The sequence below is a fragment of the Cryobacterium sp. PAMC25264 genome, from assembly GCF_019443325.1.
Taxonomy (GTDB): Bacteria; Actinomycetota; Actinomycetes; order Actinomycetales; family Microbacteriaceae; genus Cryobacterium.
Map to the genome: position 1 here is coordinate 3,612,700 of NZ_CP080383.1, position 18,771 is coordinate 3,631,470.

Consider the following 18,771-nt stretch of genomic DNA (forward strand, 5'->3'; position numbering starts at 1 on the left):
CGCTGAGATCGCTCTCACGGGAAGATGCTGGCCAGCGCCCGAATAAGTTGCAGATCACCACAAACGGGTTGCGCGAAGCGCTTCGATGACTTACGGTAAAGCGTCACGGTTGATCCAAACGCGGCGCATCCTGCAGAGACGACGGAGTTCTTATGGCCAACATCACCGACGTAGCCCGCGTCGCCGGTGTGTCCATCAGCACCGTGTCCTACGCCCTCTCCGGCAAGCGACCGATCGCGACCGCCACCAAGACCCGGATCGCCCAGGCCGTGAACGAGCTCGGCTACCGGCCCAACGCCGGCGCCCGGATGCTGGCCGGCTCCCGTACCAACATCTTCGCGCTCACCGCCCCGATGCACGAGGACACCCATCCACCGGCGCTGATGTCCTTCGTGCTGTCGGTCGTCACCGCGGCCCGCAGCTACGACTACGACGTGCTGCTGCTCACCGAGGGCGAGGCGACGACGGGCCTGCGCCGGGTGGCCTCGAGCTCCCTGGTCGACGGCATCATCATGCTCGACGTCACCGTGGAAGACGAACGGATCGACGTCATCCGCCAACTCGGCCTGCCCACCACCCTGATCGGCATCCCGCACGACACCGAGGGGCTCACCTGTGTCGACCTTGACTTCGAGGGGGCGGCGCGACTGGCCGTCGGCCGCCTCGTGGCGCTCGGGCACACCTCGATCGGCCTGATGGGCCACGCGGAGGCGCTCTATGAACGGGGCTCCAATTACGCCCCGCGCTTCCGCGATGCGTTCCTGGCTGCCGGGAGCGATGCGGGGATCCAGACCGCGTTCCACACCACAGTGGCGAGCCGGGCCGGCGTCGAGGACTCCCTGGACGGCCTGCGGGCCCAGCTGCCGGGCATGACCGCCCTGGTGCTCAACTGCAACGAGAACATCCACGGCATCCTGCTGGAGGTGCTGCGCGAGCGCGAGGTGGCCGTGCCGGAGGCGCTCTCGATCGTCTCGGCCTGCTCCAGCTTCTCCACCGACCACTTCCTTCCACCCATGGATGTCATCCCCCTGCCCTCCCAGGAATCCGGGCGGCGGGCCGTCGAGCTCGCCATCCAGCAGATCGCCGGATTCACCGACCCCCACGTCGAACTGATTGCTCCGGTGTACCACCGGAAGAGTTCGACGGCCCCGCCGGCCGCATCCGCGACCGCGTAGCCCTTCACCCTCCCAGAGCCGACAGACCCGGAAAGGACCCGCCTCAATTATCGAAGCGCTTCGACAGCCTCGCGATAGGCGTGCGACGCATCCTGCACAGCCCAGATTCACCAGACGACCACGCCCCAGGGCGTGTGCCTACAAGGAAGTAGTGACATGAAGAAAAGCAAGATCCTCTCCGCGGTTGCGGCCATCGGCGTGAGTGCCGTCCTACTCAGCGGATGCTCTGCCGGCGGTGGCGGGACCGGCGACAGCGGTGGCGGGAAGGTGACCCTGGACTTCTGGTCGTGGGCCCCCAATACCCAGAGCCTCGTCGACACCTGGAACGCCGCCAACCCCGATATCCAGGTCAACTACACCGATGCCGGCGGCGGAAAAGACTCCTCCGCGAAGCTGCTCACGGCCAGTCGGGCCGGAAACGCCCCGGACGTTGCCGCCGTCGAATACCCGACCCTGCCGTCCCTCATCGTGGCCGATGTGCCGCTGGACATCACCGACCTCGTCTCCGACGTGACCGACAAGTACGACCAGGGCACCCTCTCGCAGACCACGTTCGACGGCCACATCTTCGGACTCCCGCAGGACATCGGCCCGATGGCGTTCTTCTACCGGTCCGACCTGCTCGAGCAGTGGGGCATCCCGGTTCCCACCACCTGGGCCGAGTTCAAGACCGCCGCCGCGGCCGTGCGCGCGGCCGACCCGAGCGCCTACCTCGCCTCGCTGCCGGCCGACCAGTGGGCGTTCTACGCCGGCGTCGCCAACCAGGCCGGCTCCAAGTGGTGGTCGGTGAAGGACAACACCTGGACCGTCGGCATCGCCGACGACGCCTCCCTCGAGGTCGCAGACTTCTTCCAGGGCCTCGTCGACGAAGACCTGATCTCGACCGACCCCATCCTCACCCCGGAGTGGAACGCCAAGGCCAACAGCGGCACCATGCTCTCCTGGCCGGCCGGCCTGTGGGCGCCCGGAGTGATCGAGGGTGTCGCTCCCGACACCGTCGGCAAGTGGTCCATGTCCGCCTTCCCCGAGTGGACCCCCGGAGACCCCGCGGTCGCCTACCAGGGCGGCTCCTCGGTCATCGTCACCAAGGACTCGGACCACCCCGACGAAGCCGCGAAGTTCATCAAGTGGCTCAACGCCAGCGAGGAAGGCGCCAACCTGCTGCTGACCGTGCAGAACGCCTACCCGGCAGCCATCTCCGGCCAGGAAGACGCCAAGGCCAGCGCCCCGCCGGCCCTGATGCCGCAGCAGACCGACTTCTACGAGCTCGCCGCGACGGTCTCGGCCAACGCCATCCCCGTCACCTGGGGCCCCAATGTGAACGTCGCCGAAAGCGCGTTCACCGATGAGCTGAACAAGGCCATCAATGCGGGAACCCCGTGGCGTGACGCGTTCACCGCGGTGCAGAAGATCGTCGTGGCCGACATGACGAAGGCCGGCTTCGAGATCAGCAACAAGTAGCACCACCCAGCACCACACTCGCGGCGTCAGCCGCACCGAGAGGGTCGGCGAGGAGCCGACCTCGCGCTCCACCGGGTCGACCCGCAGGCGCCGACCCTCTCCATGAGGAAAAGGACATTTCGATGACGCTCACTCCCGCCCCGCCGGCGGCGGTGGTCGCGCAGACGCGCACCGAACCGCCGCGCAAGAGGTCGCGCTCCCGGACCCGCTTCGCCCCCTACCTGTTCGTCGGTCCGGCGGTCGTGTTGTTCGTGCTGTTCATGCTGGTGCCGATCATCTACGCGGCCTACCTGAGCTTCACGTCCTACAAGATCCAGGGCGGCGGCATCCTCGGAACCAAGTCGCTGGTCTTCGCCGGGTTCGACAACTATGTCTCTGTGCTCACCGACCCCGCCCTGGCCAGTGGCTTCTGGCACCTGGGGCTCTACTCGGCCATCGCGGTGCCGCTCACCCTCGGGCTCGCGCTGCTCTTCGCCCTGCTGCTGGACACCCCTGGTGTGCGGGCGACCCGGTTCGGGCAGACCGCCATCTTCATCCCCTACGCGGTTCCCGGCGTGATCGCCGCACTGCTCTGGGGCTTCATGTACCTACCCTCCACGAGCCCCTTCTCGTACATCACCAAGGCCCTGGGCTGGGGGCCGATCCCGTTCCTCGAGTCCTCGGGCATCTTCGGCTCCATCGCCAACATCGCCGTGTGGGGCGGGGTGGGATTCAACATGATCATCATCTACACGTCACTCCGCAGCATCCCCGCCGAGATCTACGAGGCCGCCCGCATCGACGGCGCCAATGAGCGCCAGATCGCGCTGCGCGTGAAGATCCCGCTGGTCATCCCGGCGCTCCTGCTCACCGGGATCTTCTCGGTGATCGGCGCCCTGCAGCTCTACAGCGAACCCACCACGCTCAAACCGATGACCGACATCATCAGCCAGACCTGGGTTCCGCTGATGACCATCTATCGCAACGCCTTCCTGACCGATGACCTGCCCGGCGCGGCCGCACTGTCCGTGCTGCTGGCCGTCGGCACGGTCGCGCTGTCCGGCCTGGTGCTGTGGATCAGCAACCGCCGCACCAAGGGAGCACAGTCATGACCGCCATCGCCACCCGCGAGAAGGCCAAACTCGCCTCCAACCGCGGCAAGGTCTGGCCCACCATCATCCTGATGATCGGCGCGATCTACTGCCTGATCCCGGTGCTCTGGGTGTTCACCGCCACCTCCAAGTCGCCCAGTGAGCTGTTCACCACGTTCTCCTTCCTGCCCGGTAGCGGCCTGATGGAGAACCTGTCCGACCTGTTCAGCTACGGCGGCGGGCAGTACGGGCTCTGGGCGGCGAACTCGATCCTCTACGCCGGCGTCGGCGGCCTCCTGTCGACATTCGTGTCGACCATGGCCGGTTACGGCCTGGCCAAGTACGAGTTCAAGGGTCGCAACCTGATCTTCTACTCGATCCTCGGCGGCGTGCTGATCCCCGGAATCACCCTGGCGATTCCGCAGTACCTGCTGCTCTCGCAGGCCGGCCTGGCCGGGGGAGTGATGTCGGTGCTGCTGCCGTTGATCATCAGCCCGTTCGGGATCTACCTCTCCAGGGTCTACGCGTCGGCCGCCGTACCGCAGGACACCATCGAGGCGGCGCGCCTGGACGGTGCCAACGAGTGGCGGATCTTCCTGCGCATCGGCCTGCCGATGATGCTGCCCGGCATGGTCACGGTCTTCATGCTGCAGTTCGTGGGCATCTGGAACAACTTCCTGCTGCCGTTCATCATGCTCAGCAACCAGAACAGCTACCCGCTCACGGTCGGCCTGTACACCCTGCTGTCCAAGGGATCCGGAACCCCGGCGCTGTACTCCGTGGCCATCACCGGCGCGGCGGTGTCGATCATTCCGCTGATCGCCCTGATGCTGTTCCTGCAGCGCTTCTGGCGACTCGACCTGCTCTCCGGCGCCGTCAAGGGATAGGACACCACAGCATGAGCACTCCCATCGAGAACGGCAGCGCCACTGCCGATCCGGCGCCGCGCACCCTGGGCACGGGAGGCCCCGAGGTCTCCAGGCTCTGCCTCGGCACCTCCTCCTGGTCGCGCGCCCGCTTCGGCGCGGGCCCCGTCGAGGCCCTCGAGACCGTGCTCGATGCGGGCGGGGTGCCATCCGCCGGTCCGGCGATCACGTTCATCGACACCTCGAACGAATATGGCGGCGGCGCGAGCGAGAGCTACCTCGGCGACGCGATCCGGCGCCGCGGTGCTCTCCCTGCTGGCATGGTGCTGCAGACCAAGCTCGACCGCGACCCCGACACCGGCTCGTTCTCCGGTGAACGGATGCGCGCCAGCCTGGCCGAGAGCCTCGGCAAGCTGGGCCTGGAGCGGGTTCCGATGCTCTACCTGCACGACCCCGAGCTGATCGGCTGGGACGAGGCCTTCGCGGCCGACGGGCCGGTACGCGCGCTGGTGGAGATGCAGGAGCGCGGGCTGGTCGACGCGATCGGCATCTCCGGCGGACCCGCGCCCATGCTCACCCGTTACGTGGAGACCGGGCTGTTCAGCGCCGTGATCACGCACAACCGGTACACCCTGGTGGACCGGTCAGCGGAACAACTGGTCGACGAAGCCGTCTGGCGCGGCGTGAGCGTCATCAACGCCGCCGTCTACGGCGGTGGTGCCCTCGCACGCTGGCCCGAGGCGGCCCGCAGCTATGCCTACCGCCCCGCACCGGCGGCCATGGCCAACGCGATCGCCGACATGGGCCTGGCCTGCCAGCGCGCCGGAGTGAGCCTGGCCGCCGCGGCCCTGCAGTTCAGCACCCGGGACCCCCGGATCACCTCCACGATCGTCGGCGGCAACTCGATCGCCCAGGTGCAGGAGGCGATCGCGGCCGACGCCGTCGAGATCCCGGCCGGGCTGTGGGCCGAGCTCGAGGCCCTGGCGCCCGACCCGGCCGTGTGGCAGGACCCGCCGGGTTCGTCCTGGCCCTGACCGGCCGGTCCACAGCATCCGCACCATCTGCTCCGCCCCGCGGCGCCGCCCACGCACACGCAGCATCCCAGTAGAGAGAATGTGACCCGCCCATGACGGACTTCGTTTCCCGTTCGGCCGATCTGCCCACCGGCAGCCGGTTCCCCTGGATCGCGGACGGTTTCGCGCTCGGCGGCGACTACAGCCCGGAGCAGTGGCCGGAGTCGGTGTGGATCGAGGACATCGCGCTGATGCGGCAGGCCGGGGTGAACTCGCTCAACGTCGGCGTGTTCTCCTGGGGGCTGCTGGAGACCGCCGACGGCGTCTTCGACTGGGGCTGGCTCGACCGGATCATGGACCTGCTCGCCGACGCCGGGATCGGCGTCAACCTCGCCACCCCCACGGCCGCGCCGCCCATCTGGCTGCTACAGGCTCATCCGGAGATCGCCCCGGTCACCCAGCACGGGGTGCGCCACGCCCAGGGCGGCCGGCTCGGCTGGCACCCCAGCTCGGCCGTGTTCCGCCGCTACGCGCTGCGGATGGTGGAGGCTCTCGCCACCCGGTACGCCACCCACCCGGCCCTGAAGCTCTGGCACGTGAGCAACGAGCTCGGCAACGAGAACGCGCACAGCTACGACGACGAGACCGGCCGTGCCTGGCAGGTCTGGCTGGAGCGGAAGTTCGGCAGCATCGACCTGCTCAACGACGCCTGGGGCTCCGCCTTCTGGGGGCACCACTACACCTCGTTCGACCAGCTGCAGCCGCCGCGGTTCACGAGCACCAGCCACAACCCCGCCTTGCTGCTCGACTTCGAGCGGTTCACCTCCGACGCCCTGCTCGGCCACTACCAGGCCGAGCGGGAGGTGCTGCGCCGGATCACTCCCGGCATCCCGGTCACCACCAACTTCATGGTGCAGAACCACCCCAACGGGCTGGACTACGCCCGCTGGGCGGACGAGGTCGACCTCGTTGCCAACGATCACTACACGATGGGTACCGACCCGGAAACCTACGGTGAACTGGCCTTCTCCGCCGACCGGGTGCGCGGGATGTCCGGCGGTGCGCCCTGGCTCCTGATCGAGCACTCCACCTCGGCGGTGAACTGGCAGCCCCGCAACCGGGCCAAGGCCGTCGGCGAACTGGCCCGCAACAGCCTCGCGCACATCGCCAGGGGTGCCGACGGGGCCCTGTTCTTCCAGTGGCGCCAGTCCACCGCCGGCAGCGAGCAGTTCCACTCTTCCGTCGTGCCGCATGCCGGGGCCGACACCAAGATCTTCCGGGAGGTGACCGCGCTCGGTGCGACCCTGCGGAACATCCGTGAGGTCGTGGGCAGCCGGGTGCAGACCTCGCAGCTGGCGATCCTGTTCGACTACGACGCGGCCATGGCGCTGCGAAGCGGAGCCAAGCCCAGCGTCGACGTGAACTCCCTCGACGTGGCGCTCACGATGCACCGAGAGCTGACCGCGCGGGGCATCCAGGTGGACATCGTGCACCCCTCCGTCGATCTCACCGGCTACCGGGCCGTGCTCGCCCCGACGCTGTTCCTGCTCACCGAGGCGGATGCGGCGCGCCTGACCGCCTACGTCACCGGCGGCGGCCACCTGGTCGTCACGAGTTTCTCCGGCATCGTCACCGAGCACAACCGGGTGATCGAGGGCGGCTACCCCGGGGCGCTACGCGATCTGCTCGGCGTGCGCGTCGAGGAGTTCTTCCCCCTGTTCGCCGGCGACACGGTCACCGTGACCGGCGAGATCACCGCCGGGCCCTGGACGGGATCGGTGTGGAGCGAACTGCTGCAGACCAGCGACCAGCCGGACGGCTCCGCCGCGGCCGTGGTCGCCCGGTACGCCGACGGCGAGCTGGCCGGGCTGCCGGCGATCACGCTCCGGCCGGTCGGCGCCGGAACCGCCCAGTACGTGTCCACCCACCTGGACCGGCCGGCCACCGGTGCGCTGCTGGAGTTGCTCATCGAGCGGGCCGGCATCACCCCGGTCGCGCCCGCCGACCGGGGACTCGAACTGGTGCGCCGGGTCGCGGTCGCACCGGAGGGCGCCACCGAGGCCGCCCGCTGGCTCTTCGCCATCAACCATTCGGCCGGGCCGCTCCGGCTCGATGCGAGCGGACTCGACCTGGTGACGGGTGAGAGGTTCGCCCCCGGGGCATCCGTTGCCGCGGGAGCCGTCGCCGTGATCCGGGAGGACCCGTCCGCATGAAGTTCACCGATGGTTTCTGGCAAACCCGCCCCGGCGTGAGCGCCGTCTACGCCCAGGAGGCGTACGACATCATTGACGACGGGGACACCCTGCGGGTCTACGCGCCCACCAAGGTCATCGCCCGGCGCGGCGACATCCTCAACCGGCCGATGCTGACCGTGACGCTGTCCTCGCCGTTGGAGGGCGTCATCCGGGTGCGGATCGAACACCACCAGGGCCGACGTCCGTCCGCGGGGTTCGACCTCGTCGGTGCGACGGAGGGCGTGGGCGTTGCCGCCACCGAGGAGGCCGGCGGAACCGTCACCTCCGGCACCCTGACCAGCGGCGGCCTCACCGCCCGGGTCAGCGCCGGAGCGCCGTGGAACCTCAGCTTCGAGTCCGACGGGCGGGTGCTCACCTCCAGCCGGCACAAGTCGGTGGGCTACGTCACCCTCGCCGACAACGCGCCGGTGCCCAGCGAACCGGTCGGAGAGGTGGGCATCAGCCGCACGGGTCTGGCCGCGGCCGGCAGCTACGTGCACGAGCAGCTCAGCCTCGGCGTGGGCGAGCTCGTCTACGGGCTGGGCGAACGTTTCGGAGCGCTGGTGAAGAACGGGCAGACCGTCGACATCTGGAACTCCGACGGCGGCACCTCCAGTGAGCAGTCCTACAAGAACATCCCCTTCTACCTGACCAACCGCGGCTACGGTGTGCTGGTCAACCAGAGCGAGCACGTCTCCTTCGAGGTCGCCTCAGAGTCGGTCGAGCGGGTGCAGTTCTCCACCGCCGGCGAGGCGCTGGAGTACTTCGTGTTCCAGGGCCCCACCCAGAAGGACGTCCTCGAGCGCTACACGGCCCTGACCGGCCGCCCCGCGAAGGTGCCCGCCTGGTCGTACGGGCTCTGGCTCTCCACGAGCTTCACCACCGACTACGACGAAGCCACCGTCACGAGCTTCATCGACGGGATGCGCGAGCGCGACCTGCCGCTGTCGGTGTTCCACTTCGACTGCTTCTGGATGCGTGAATTCAACTGGACCGACCTGGAGTGGGACGCCAGGGTCTTCCCTGACCCCGAGGGGATGCTGGCCCGACTGCACGAACGCGAACTTCGGCTGAGCGCCTGGATCAACCCGTACATCGCCCAGCGGTCCAAGCTGTTCGCCGAGGCCGCCGACGCCGGGTACCTGGTGCGCCGCGCGGACGGGAGCGTGTGGCAGTGGGACCAGTGGCAGGCCGGCATGGCCCTGATCGACTTCACCAGTCCGGCGGCGACCCGCTGGTTCCAGGACAAGCTGCGCCAGTTGCTGGAACAAGGCATCGACGCGCTCAAGACCGACTTCGGCGAACGCATCCCCACCGATGTCGTCTGGCACGACGGCTCGTCGCCCGAGGCCATGCACAACTGGTACACCCAGCTGTACAACCAGGCCGTCTTCGAGGTGCTCGAGGAGCACCGCGGTCAGGGCGAGGCCGTGCTCTTCGCCCGGTCGGCCACCACGGGCGGCCAGCGGATGCCGATCCACTGGGGCGGCGACAACTCCTCGTCGTTCGAGTCGATGGCCGAGACCCTCCGCGGCGGGCTCTCGCTGGCCTTCAGCGGCTTCGGCTTCTGGAGCCACGACATCGGCGGTTTCGAGGGCAAACCCGACCCCGAGGTCTTCAAACGCTGGGTCGCCTTCGGCATGTTCTCCAGCCACTCCCGCCTGCACGGCTCCTCGAGCTACCGGGTGCCGTGGGCCTTCGACGAGGAGGCCGTCGAGGTGACCCGCCTCTTCTCGAAACTCAAACTCGAGCTGATGCCCTACCTGTACGGCGTGGGCCTGGAGGCGCACGAGCGGGGCCTGCCGTTCATGCGACCGATGCAGTTGGAGTTTCCGGACGACCCCACCTGCGCCTACCTCGATCGTCAGTACCTGCTCGGCAGCGACCTTCTCGTGGCGCCGGTGTTCAGTGCCGACGGCACCGTGGAGTACTACCTGCCGGCCGGCACCTGGACGAACTACCTCACCGGCCAGAGGGTCGAGGGACCGGCCTGGCGCCGCGAGACCCACAGCGTGTTGAGCCTGCCGCTCTGGATCCGCGCCGGCGCCGTCCTGGCCACGGGCAACCGCACCGACCGCCCGGACTACGACTATCTGGAGGGCCTGCTCGTCACCGTCTACCCGGGCGCACCCGAGGACAGCGCGACCACCACCCTGGTGACCAGCCCCGAAACCGGCGCCCGGCTGCAGGTCACGGTCACCCGCCGCAGCGGCACCGTGACGGTCACAACGGATGGCGAGGACATCCGTGTGCGCCTGGCCGGCGGCGACAGCGTGGCCACGACGGGAGGAACGGCCGTTCTCACCACCTAGCCCCTCGGAGCGGTTCCGCGCCTCTCCGGGCGCACTCAATCCGGTGTAGCCGGAATAATCCGGTGCCCGGGAAAGCTGTCACGTGTCATGGGACGACACGCGATTGTGTCGCGCCCTCCGTGCCAGGAGAAAATGAGATCGTCATGACCGTCCCTTCCGCCCGTCCCACCGCTTCGGATGCCGCCGCCTCCCTGGGCCGCTGGCATGCCGCCCGGCGACGGTCCGTGACGGCAGCGACGGGCAACCTCGCCCTCATCGAAACCCGGTGGCTGGCGGAGGGGACCGACCCGGACGCCGCGTTCGCCGACGCCACGGCCGAGGCCGCCGCCACGGTCACGGTGACGCGCCTGACCCGACGCAACCTCGACAGCGATGAGCCCGAGCACGGTCTGCGGTTCTGGGACTCCGCGAGCCCCGCGATCGCGGCGTTCGAGCAGATTTCGGCCTTCGACCACAACCCCGAGTGGGTCATCGACGCCGAGTTCACCCGGTCGCGGCGGAACGTACCATCCCGTTCGAGCACATCCGCGACAACGGCGGCAGCCGCCAGCTCCCGGTGCCGGGCGACATCACCTTCAGCCGCGACGGCGTCGACTACTCGCTGAGCGCCTTCGACGACGACGGCACCCTGCTGCTGGTCTTCGGCGACGCGACCAACCGGCAGACCGGCGACACCGCCACGTACTCGTCGGGTCGCTTCCTGTTCGTGCGGCGCCCCGAGACGGCGGATGGTCTGGGCTTCGGCGACGCCGGACCGGTCACGCTGGACTTCAACCGGGCCTTCGTGCCGCCCTGCGGATTCTCGGTGCAGTACAACTGTCCGCTGCCGCCGGCGCAGAACCGCTTCACCGGGCCCATCGAGGCGGGCGAGCGCGAGGTCGTCTTCGGCGGCGACTTCGACATCTACACCCTCTAGCCCGGCCCGCCGGCCGCCGGCATCTCACCATCCCCCAGCACGTCACCCCCGCATCACGCACCCCGCACACAGCACCCAGGAGCACCATGAAAAAGAACATCGCGTTCGTCGCGCTCGGCCTCGCAACCACCCTGTTGCTGGCCGGCTGCGCCAGCGGCACCGACGCGTCCACCGCATCCGCCGGCGACGCGACGATCGAAATCGGATCGCTGTACGAGCCGCAGAACCTGAGCAACTTCGGCGGCGGCGGCCAGGGCGTCACCGAGGCGTTCAACGGCAACGTCTACGAGGGTCTCTTCACGCTCACCGACGACGGCAGCGTCGAACCCCTGCTCGCCGCGAGCAATACCGTGAGCGACGACGGCCTCACCTACACCTTCACGCTGCAGGACGGCGTGACGTTCCACTCCGGCAAGGCGCTCACCTCGGCCGACGTGAAGGCCAGCATCGACGCCGTGCTCGCCGACGACTCGCAGTCCGCGCGCAAGAGCAGCTTCGGCGCGATCACGAGTATCGAGACGCCGGATGATGCGACGGTCGTCGTGACGCTCGCCGAGCGCTCGATCTCCTTCATCTACAACCTCAGCTACGTCTGGATCATCAACGCCGACGCCACCGACCTCGAGAGCACGGAGGACGGAACCGGCCCGTACACGCTGGGTGACTGGAAGCGCGGCAGCTCGCTCGGCCTGACCCGCTTCGACGGCTACTGGGGCGACGCGGCCGTGAACAGCGAGGTCGTGTTCAACTACTTCACCGACGCCACCGCGCTGAGCAACGCCCTGCTCACCGGCGAGGTCGACATCGTCACGAGCGTGCAGAGCCCGGATGCGCTCAGCCAGTTCACCGACAACGCCGACTATGTCGTGAGCGACGGCGACTCCACCACCAAGGAGATCCTGGTCTTCAACGACCGCGTCGCCCCCTTCGACAACGCGGACGTGCGGAAGGCGCTCTACTCGGCCATCGACACCAAGAAGCTGCTGAACTCCATCTGGGGCCACTACGGCACTCTGATCGGGTCGATGGTGCCCCCGACCGACCCCTGGTACGAGGACCTCACCCAGGTGAACCCCTACGACCCCGACCTGGCCAAGCAGCTGCTGGCCTCTGGCGGAGCGCCGGACGGCTTCGAGTTCACCCTGGACACCCCCAGCTACGACCCGCACCCCGTGGTGGCCGAGTTCGTCAAGAGCGAGCTGGCCAAGGTGGGCGTGACCGTGAACATCAACACCATCAGCGCCGACGAGTGGTACACCAAGGTCTACAAGGCCCAGGACTTCACCGCGACGCTGCAGGAACACGTCAACGACCGCGACGTGGTCTGGTACGGCAACCCCGACTTCTACTGGGGCTACAACAACCCGCAGGTGACCCAGTGGGTTGCCGACGCCGAGGCGTCCACCACGACGGACGAACAGACCGCCAAGCTCACACTCGTCAACGAGCAGATCGCCCAGGATGCCGCGAGCGTCTGGCTGTACCTCTACCCGCAGATCGTCGTGGCCGCGAGTGATGTGAGCGGATACCCGGTCAACGGGCTCAACTCGCAGTTCTTCGTCTACGACATCGCCCTGAACTAACCGGCACGGCTGGCCCCGTTCGCGGGGCTAGCCTTGAGGTCGCATGATTTCCTATCTACTGCGCCGGAGCGCCTTCCTCCTGGTGTCTTTTGTCATCGCCATGGTGGCCATCTTCGTGCTGCTGAGGCTGCTGCCGGGGGACCCAGCGAACGCGCTGCTCTCGGTCACGGCCACGCCCGAGCAGATCGCGGCCGCGCAGGCCCAGGTGGGCGCCGACCGCCCGGTGCTCGAACAGTTCGCGACCTGGTTCGGTCAGCTCGCCCGGTTCGACCTCGGCGAGTCGTTCATCAGCTCGCTGCCCGTGGGCCCGGAGATCTCGGCGCGGCTTGCGGTCACGGTGCCGCTCACCCTGCTGGCCTTCGTGCTGGCCCTGGTGATCTCGCTGGTGGCCGGCTTCATCGCCGCCACCAGGGCCGACCGTTGGTACGGCATCCTCATCTCAGGGATCTCGCAGCTCGGGGTGGCCGTGCCCGTGTTCTGGGTGGGCATCCTGCTGGTCAGCGTGTTCTCCGTGGGCCTGCGCTGGTTGCCCTCCGGCGGCTTTCCCCGTGACGACTGGGCCGATCCGGCCGATGCGCTGCGGTCGCTGGCCTTGCCCGTGATCACCGTGGCCGTGGTGATGAGCGCCTCGCTCACCCGGTACGTGCGGTCGGCCACGCTCGATGTGTTGGGCAGCGACTATCTTCGCTCGGCCCGCGCCCAGGGTTCCGGCCGCGGCGAGGCGCTCTGGCGGCACGGACTGCGGAACGGGGCCGTGCCGGTGATCGCGATCCTCGGCATCGAGCTGGCCACGACGTTCCTCGGCGCCGTGGTCGTGGAGAGCGTCTTCAGCCTGCCGGGCCTGGGCAGCATGCTGCTCACGGCGATCCAGCAGCACGACTACCCGAACATCCAGGGCGTGCTCTTCGTGAGCACCCTCGTGGTGCTCGTGATCGGTTTCCTCGGTGATGTCGCGCAGCGACTGGTCGACCCGCGCCTGCGCGTGAGCATTTCGGGTAACCGATGAGCGCGCCCGTACTGGCCGAGACCATCGTCGTCGCCCCGCGCCGGCGCCGCTCCTGGACCCTCGGGGTGGGGCTGGTGCTCGTGGGCGTGGTCGTGGCGATCGCCCTGCTCTCGCTGGTCTGGCTGCCCTACGCCCCGGCGGACACAACCGGGAGCCGGCTGGAGGGGGCCAACCCCGTGCACTGGCTCGGCACCGACAAGCTCGGCCGGGACCTCGCGACCCAGCTCATGATCGGGGCCCGCATCGCCCTCGTGGTGGGCCTGGGCGCCGTCGCCGTCGGCGCCCTGCTGGGCGTCACCGTCGGTCTGCTGGCCGCGTTCGCGGCGGCCTGGCTCGACGACACCATCTCGGCCGCGCTCGACGTGGTGATCGCCTTCCCCGTGCTGTTGCTGGCGATGCTCATCGTGGCCGCGCAGGGTGCCTCGCTCGTCTCGGTGATCGTCGCGATCGGCCTGGCGATGTCGGCCGTGGTGGCCCGGCTCACCCGGGTGCTCACCAAACGGGTCCTCTCCGAGCAGTACGTCACGGCTGCCCGCACCTCGGGTACCCGCTGGCCCGGCATCGTGCTCCGGCACATCCTGCCCAACATCTGGCCGACACTGAGCGTGAACCTCGCCCTGCAGTTCGGTGTGGCGGTGCTCGCGGAGGCCAGCCTGTCGTACCTGGGACTCGGTGCCCCGCCGCCCAACGCCTCCTGGGGCCGCCTGCTGCAGGAGGCGCAGGGCACGGTCGTGACCGCCCCGCTTGGCGCCGTAGCCCCGGGCATCGCGCTGATCATGCTCGTGATCGGCGTCAACTTCATTGCCGACGGCCTGCGCGATGTGGCCGACCCCTCCCGACGGGACAGCCGATGACCCTGCTCTCTGTGACGAATCTCGGCGTGCATACCTCCACAGGGCGGGCACTCGTGCACGACCTCAGCTTCGACCTGGCCGCCGGCGCCCGCCTGGGGCTCATCGGTGAATCCGGCTCCGGCAAGTCGGTGACCTCGCTGGCCGTGACCGGGCTGCTCGCCCCGGGCCTCACGGCCAGCGGCAGTGTTCGACTGGACGGCGTGGAGGTCGTGGGAGCCGCCGAACGCACGCTCGTCCCGCTCCGCGGCCGGGTGGCCTCCGTCGTGTTCCAGGAGCCGCTCACCGCACTCGACCCGTTGATGCGCATCGGTCGGCAGGTGGCCGAACCCCTCCGGCGGCACCGCGGCCTCACCGGCAGTGCCCTCCGCGCGGGCGTCGCCGAGGCACTCGCCGAGGTGAGCCTCGCCGACGCGCGTCTCAGCCGCGCCTACCCGCACGAGATCTCCGGCGGTCAGCGGCAACGGGCCGCCATCGCGATCGCCCTGGCCAGCCGCCCGCAGCTGCTCATCGCCGACGAACCGACCACGGCTCTGGACGTGACGGTGCAGGCGCAGGTGCTGCGCCTCCTCGGTGACCTCGTCGAGGCGCGCGGCATGGCGTTGCTGTTCATCAGCCACGACCTCGCGGTGGTCTCGGCGATGACCAACGACGTCATTGTCATGTCGGCGGGCAGCGCCGTGGAACGCGGAGCGATCGGCGACGTGTTGCGCGCGCCGCAGCATCCGTACACCGCCGAACTCGTGCGGAGCGCCCGGTCACTCGACGAGATGCTGGGGGAGCGCGCATGATCCTGGAACTCCGCAATGTCTCCTACCGGTACCGGGCGGGCGCGCTCGCCCTCGATGATGTGTCGATCGGCGTGGCCGCAGGTCAGAGCGTGGGCCTGGTCGGCGAATCGGGCAGCGGCAAGTCCACCATCGTGCGGCTCATGCTCGCGCTGGCCCGGCCCACCACCGGGTCGGTGCTCTTCGAGGGGCAGCCGATCGCTCCGGCGTCGCTCCGGCGCTTCCGGTCCGCCGTGCAGACGGTCTTCCAAGACCCGTATTCGTCGCTGGACCCCCGCCAGAACATCGAGAGCATCGTGGCCGAGCCGCTGCGCTCACTCGGGCTGGCCCGCGGTGCCGAGGCGCGAGCGCAGGTGACGGCGGCGCTCGCCGCGGTGGGTCTGCCCGCCGACGCACTCGGCCGGTACCCGCTCGAGTTCTCCGGCGGCCAACGCCAGCGCATCGCCATCGCCCGGGCCACCGTGTGCCACCCGCGGCTGCTGCTCGCGGACGAGCCGGTGAGCGCGCTCGACGTGACCACTCGCATCCAGGTGATCGACCTGCTCGCCGAACTGCGGGCCTCCACGGGCCTGGCGATCCTGATGGTCTCGCACGACCTCAGCGCCATCGCGGCGCTCTGCGACGAGACCGTGGTGCTCAACCAGGGCCGGGTGGTGGAGTTCGGGCCGACCGCGAGCATCCTGAACGAGCCCCGCGAGGACTACACCCGGCGCCTCGTCGCGGCCGTGCCGCGCCTGCCAGCCCCCTGAGCCGCACCCGACTCGACGTCGAGTGCGCCCCACGCATCGGTCGAGCCTGTCGGGACCTCGTGGGCGGATAGGTTCACGTCGGTCACGACCGCGGGCACGTCACCGGGTCTCGACGAGCTCGACCGCCGAGGCGGGTGCGACACGCACGCATCCGACGGAACTCGACTGCCCTACGCGACCCGCGCGTTGGTCGAGCCTGTCGAGCTGTGGGGGCGCTTCGCGCCCGGGTGGTCGGCGGAAGCGCACTTCCTTAGGAGACCTCGTGGGCCGACGGTCGGACTTGGCGTGCGTCTTGAGTTCGGGTCGCCGGATCTCGACAGGCTCGATCGACGAGGTGGGGACGAACGCAGACCGGGTTACCGGGTCTCGACAGGCTTGACCAGCGACGGCGCTTGATCTGCGGCTCAGCTCGACCTGCGGGTGCGGCTACTGCAGGCCGTCGACCGAGACCAGGCCGTCGTGGCGGCGGCCGTCGAAGATGATCGTGGGGATCTTCACGGTGGCGATCTTCTCTTCGACCAGGGTCTTGTTGGCTGCGATGATTCCCGTCACCTTCGCCGAGCCGGCCTCGGCCACGACCACATCGATCTGATCGGCGCTCAGACCGAACTCGTCGAGCCAGCCCACCAGCGTGGAGGTGGCCTCCTGGGAGTCCATCGAGTTGATCGCACCCTGCCAGGGCAGGCCGGCATCCGTCTTCTCGGTGAAGATGCGCTTGAGCATCTGCCAGTCGACCGGGGTGTCGGCGCCATCCAGCGGGTGCAGCCGCACGGCCTCGAGGTACTGCGTCACGAGCAGGGAGTTGGGGAACTTGTAGCCGTCGGTGCCCGCGATCGGGTACGCGATGTACGTGAGGTTGTGGGTGGACTCGAAGCCGGACTCCTCGATGTTCGCGAAGAGCGCCTTGCAGAAGGTGCAGCCCGGGTCGATGACCTCGACCGCGATCGGGTTCGCGTCGCCCTCGGTGAGGTACGTGGCGTTGGCCGGCAGGTAGTCCTCGGCGGTCCAGGTCTGGAAACGGGCCGGAATGGCCGCGAAGGTCTCGCCGAGGCTGGCGAACTCGTTGCCGAACGCGCCGAGCACGTCGAACGCACCCAGCGACTCCATGAAGCCGGGCGTCTCATCGGGGATCGAGCAGGCCTCGGCGCCCAGCGTGCAGGATGCCGAGTCCTGCTTGTTGCAGGTGCCGTAGACGTAGAGGTTGACGGCGCTCTTGACCACCGTGTAGCCCGACCAGATGGTGGTGACGAGAACGAGCACCGCCAGGATCTCGAGGCCGATGCTGGCCGGGCGCACCAGGGCGGGGCGGCGGGCGGCGATGGGGGCGAGCAGGTGGTCCTTGATGTCCTGCTTGAAGGTCGTGTCGCAGGGCCGGAACGTGACCCGCCGCCAGGTGCAGTTCCAGGCCTTGCCCACATAACGCCGGTACCGCGCGGAGAAGGCGGCCATGATGACCAGGATGATGAATGCGGCGATACAGAACACTTAGGAGAGGCCTTTCATCAGCCGAGTGAGGGCCCCGGTTGCGGCGTCGACGTCCGACTCCGTCGAGTGCAGGCCGAGGGAGAATCGCAGCAGCGGGGGGAGGCCGAGCTGCTCCTTGAGGTGGTGGTGCGCACAGAAATAGCCGCTGCGCACGGAGATCCGTGAGTGCGAGAGGAACACCGCCAGCCGGTGCGAGTCCTGCGCGGGCGCATACACGCTGATCACCGGGCTGGGCGCGTCGTTCAGCAGGGTGAGCCCGGGCACCGCGGCAAGCCTCTCGAAGAGGCGGGTGGAGAGGGCGCTGATGTGCTCGGCCGGGCTGAGCCCGCCGGGGCGGATGCTGCCGAGCCAGTCGATCGCCCGGCCCAGCGCGATGATCTCCCCCCAGGCCTGCAGGCCAGGTTCGAGCAGAGCACCCGGGTCGCCCTGCACGAGGTCGAAATCGTCTTCGCGCACATCCTGCACCATGCCGCCGCCCACGAAGCTGAGCTCGAGCGAGGCGAGCAGCTCGTGTCGGGCCACGACGACGCCGAGGCTCGCGCCGTACATCTTGTGGGCGGAGAAGCAGAGCGCATCCGCGTCGGTCTTTTGCAGCAGTGCCCGCGAGTGCCCCATGGCCTGCGCGGCGTCGACGATGACGATGCCGCCGCGGGCGTGGGTGTCGCGCACAAGGTCGCTGAGGTTGGTGAGCAGCCGGCCGTCGATGTTGGATGCGGCGTTGACGACCACCACGGCTTTCTCGAGCTGCGCCGGCTCGTAGACCAGGGCGCCGTCCGCGGCGCGATCCAGCACCAGGCGCTCAACACCCAGCCGGCGGGCGGCCGTGATGGTGGGCAGGAACACCGAGTTGTGCTCGATGTGGCTGGTGACGACGCGGTCGAAACGCCCCAGCGGCAGCTGGTTCAGCAGCAGGTTCAGGCCGTAGGTGGTGTTGAGAGTGAACGAGACGGCGTGGTTCCTGGCCGAGAGTCCCAGCAGGCCAAGCACCGCCTGGCGGGTGTCGGCCACCTGGGCGTCCACCTTCTGTCCCCAGGCATACTTCACCCGGCCGCCGCAGGCGTTATAGGTCGTGTAGTAGTCGGTGAGGGCGTCGATGACGCTCTGCGGCCGCAGGCTCTGGCAGGCGGCATCGAGGTAGACCTCGCCGGGTTGCAGATAGCCGAAGTCGCCGGTGCGGCTCGTCTCGAGTGGGCCGGGCGAGCGGCGGAACAGCGTGCTGCGCTTCATTTTCTCAACTCCCGGCTCAGCTTAGAATTGCCGCC

The 18,771-nt window shown here is 68.9% G+C and carries 16 protein-coding genes; 14 read left to right on the top strand and 2 right to left on the bottom strand.

The genetic code is table 11. The features are described 5' to 3' along the window. Positions 1-152 precede the first annotated feature (152 nt). The 14 genes from KY500_RS16945 to KY500_RS17005 all read left to right on the top strand — a co-directional run bounded on the left by KY500_RS16945 (position 153) and on the right by KY500_RS17005 (position 16,024). Positions 153-1,175, top strand: a complete 1,023-nt coding sequence (locus tag KY500_RS16945; RefSeq protein ID WP_219901529.1) for a LacI family DNA-binding transcriptional regulator — start codon at positions 153-155, stop codon at positions 1,173-1,175. 156 nt (positions 1,176-1,331) lie between these two features. After that, positions 1,332-2,636: an ABC transporter substrate-binding protein gene (locus KY500_RS16950; protein WP_219901530.1), complete on the top strand. Its 1,305-nt coding sequence runs from the start codon at positions 1,332-1,334 to the stop codon at positions 2,634-2,636. A 122-nt stretch (positions 2,637-2,758) separates the two neighbouring features. After that, positions 2,759-3,727, top strand: coding sequence for a carbohydrate ABC transporter permease (locus KY500_RS16955; protein WP_219901531.1), 969 nt, complete (start codon positions 2,759-2,761; stop codon positions 3,725-3,727). Further along, positions 3,724-4,593: a carbohydrate ABC transporter permease gene (locus tag KY500_RS16960; RefSeq protein ID WP_219901532.1), complete on the top strand. Its 870-nt coding sequence runs from the start codon at positions 3,724-3,726 to the stop codon at positions 4,591-4,593. The genes KY500_RS16955 and KY500_RS16960 overlap by 4 nt, the downstream gene beginning before the upstream one ends. Before the next feature lie 11 nt (positions 4,594-4,604). Further along, positions 4,605-5,606: an aldo/keto reductase gene (locus tag KY500_RS16965; RefSeq protein ID WP_219901533.1), complete on the top strand. Its 1,002-nt coding sequence runs from the start codon at positions 4,605-4,607 to the stop codon at positions 5,604-5,606. A gap of 92 nt (positions 5,607-5,698) precedes the next feature. After that, the gene (locus tag KY500_RS16970) at positions 5,699-7,798 is read left to right on the top strand and encodes a beta-galactosidase (protein WP_219901534.1); all 2,100 of its coding nucleotides are present in this window, start codon (positions 5,699-5,701) and stop codon (positions 7,796-7,798) included. Next, positions 7,795-10,131: an alpha-xylosidase gene (gene yicI / locus KY500_RS16975; protein WP_219901535.1), complete on the top strand. Its 2,337-nt coding sequence runs from the start codon at positions 7,795-7,797 to the stop codon at positions 10,129-10,131. The genes KY500_RS16970 and yicI overlap by 4 nt, the downstream gene beginning before the upstream one ends. Before the next feature lie 143 nt (positions 10,132-10,274). Beyond that, positions 10,275-10,736 (top strand): hypothetical protein, encoded by a 462-nt coding sequence (locus KY500_RS19555; protein ID WP_255579966.1) that lies wholly within the window; start codon positions 10,275-10,277, stop codon positions 10,734-10,736. Then, the gene (locus KY500_RS19560) at positions 10,640-11,047 is read left to right on the top strand and encodes a DUF1684 domain-containing protein (protein WP_370626940.1); all 408 of its coding nucleotides are present in this window, start codon (positions 10,640-10,642) and stop codon (positions 11,045-11,047) included. Before KY500_RS19555 ends, KY500_RS19560 begins: the two co-directional genes overlap by 97 nt. An 86-nt stretch (positions 11,048-11,133) precedes the next feature. Then, positions 11,134-12,630 (top strand): ABC transporter substrate-binding protein, encoded by a 1,497-nt coding sequence (locus tag KY500_RS16985; RefSeq protein WP_219901536.1) that lies wholly within the window; start codon positions 11,134-11,136, stop codon positions 12,628-12,630. Positions 12,631-12,673: 43 nt separating this feature from the next. Then, the gene (locus KY500_RS16990) at positions 12,674-13,636 is read left to right on the top strand and encodes an ABC transporter permease (RefSeq protein WP_219901537.1); all 963 of its coding nucleotides are present in this window, start codon (positions 12,674-12,676) and stop codon (positions 13,634-13,636) included. Beyond that, entirely contained in the window at positions 13,633-14,490 is an 858-nt protein-coding gene (locus KY500_RS16995) for an ABC transporter permease (protein WP_219901538.1), read from the top strand. The genes KY500_RS16990 and KY500_RS16995 overlap by 4 nt, the downstream gene beginning before the upstream one ends. Further along, the gene (locus tag KY500_RS17000; protein ID WP_219901539.1) at positions 14,487-15,278 is read left to right on the top strand and encodes an ABC transporter ATP-binding protein; all 792 of its coding nucleotides are present in this window, start codon (positions 14,487-14,489) and stop codon (positions 15,276-15,278) included. Before KY500_RS16995 ends, KY500_RS17000 begins: the two co-directional genes overlap by 4 nt. Next, the gene (locus KY500_RS17005) at positions 15,275-16,024 is read left to right on the top strand and encodes an ABC transporter ATP-binding protein (protein WP_219901540.1); all 750 of its coding nucleotides are present in this window, start codon (positions 15,275-15,277) and stop codon (positions 16,022-16,024) included. The genes KY500_RS17000 and KY500_RS17005 overlap by 4 nt, the downstream gene beginning before the upstream one ends. Positions 16,025-16,450: 426 nt before the next feature. Here KY500_RS17005 and KY500_RS17010 read toward each other — a convergent pair whose 3' ends face one another. Next, positions 16,451-17,509 carry a hypothetical protein gene (locus tag KY500_RS17010; protein WP_219901541.1) on the bottom strand — a complete coding sequence of 353 codons (1,059 nt, stop codon included), beginning with the start codon at positions 17,507-17,509 and terminating at the stop codon, positions 16,451-16,453. After that, on the bottom strand, positions 17,510-18,736 hold the full coding sequence (locus KY500_RS17015) for an aminotransferase class V-fold PLP-dependent enzyme (RefSeq protein ID WP_219901542.1): 1,227 nt from the start codon (positions 18,734-18,736) through the stop codon (positions 17,510-17,512). Between the last annotated feature and the right edge of the window lie 35 nt (positions 18,737-18,771).

Coding starts and splice junctions, on each gene's coding strand:
- KY500_RS16970 (WP_219901534.1), top strand. CDS start 5,699: ATGACGGACTTCGTTTCCCGTTCGGCCGATCTGCCCACCGGCAGCCGG.
- KY500_RS16960 (WP_219901532.1), top strand. CDS start 3,724: ATGACCGCCATCGCCACCCGCGAGAAGGCCAAACTCGCCTCCAACCGC.
- KY500_RS19555 (WP_255579966.1), top strand. CDS start 10,275: ATGACCGTCCCTTCCGCCCGTCCCACCGCTTCGGATGCCGCCGCCTCC.
- KY500_RS16985 (WP_219901536.1), top strand. CDS start 11,134: ATGAAAAAGAACATCGCGTTCGTCGCGCTCGGCCTCGCAACCACCCTG.
- KY500_RS16955 (WP_219901531.1), top strand. CDS start 2,759: ATGACGCTCACTCCCGCCCCGCCGGCGGCGGTGGTCGCGCAGACGCGC.
- KY500_RS16990 (WP_219901537.1), top strand. CDS start 12,674: ATGATTTCCTATCTACTGCGCCGGAGCGCCTTCCTCCTGGTGTCTTTT.
- KY500_RS16995 (WP_219901538.1), top strand. CDS start 13,633: ATGAGCGCGCCCGTACTGGCCGAGACCATCGTCGTCGCCCCGCGCCGG.
- KY500_RS17015 (WP_219901542.1), bottom strand. CDS start 18,736: ATGAAGCGCAGCACGCTGTTCCGCCGCTCGCCCGGCCCACTCGAGACG.
- KY500_RS17005 (WP_219901540.1), top strand. CDS start 15,275: ATGATCCTGGAACTCCGCAATGTCTCCTACCGGTACCGGGCGGGCGCG.
- yicI (WP_219901535.1), top strand. CDS start 7,795: ATGAAGTTCACCGATGGTTTCTGGCAAACCCGCCCCGGCGTGAGCGCC.
- KY500_RS16965 (WP_219901533.1), top strand. CDS start 4,605: ATGAGCACTCCCATCGAGAACGGCAGCGCCACTGCCGATCCGGCGCCG.
- KY500_RS16945 (WP_219901529.1), top strand. CDS start 153: ATGGCCAACATCACCGACGTAGCCCGCGTCGCCGGTGTGTCCATCAGC.
- KY500_RS16950 (WP_219901530.1), top strand. CDS start 1,332: ATGAAGAAAAGCAAGATCCTCTCCGCGGTTGCGGCCATCGGCGTGAGT.
- KY500_RS17000 (WP_219901539.1), top strand. CDS start 14,487: ATGACCCTGCTCTCTGTGACGAATCTCGGCGTGCATACCTCCACAGGG.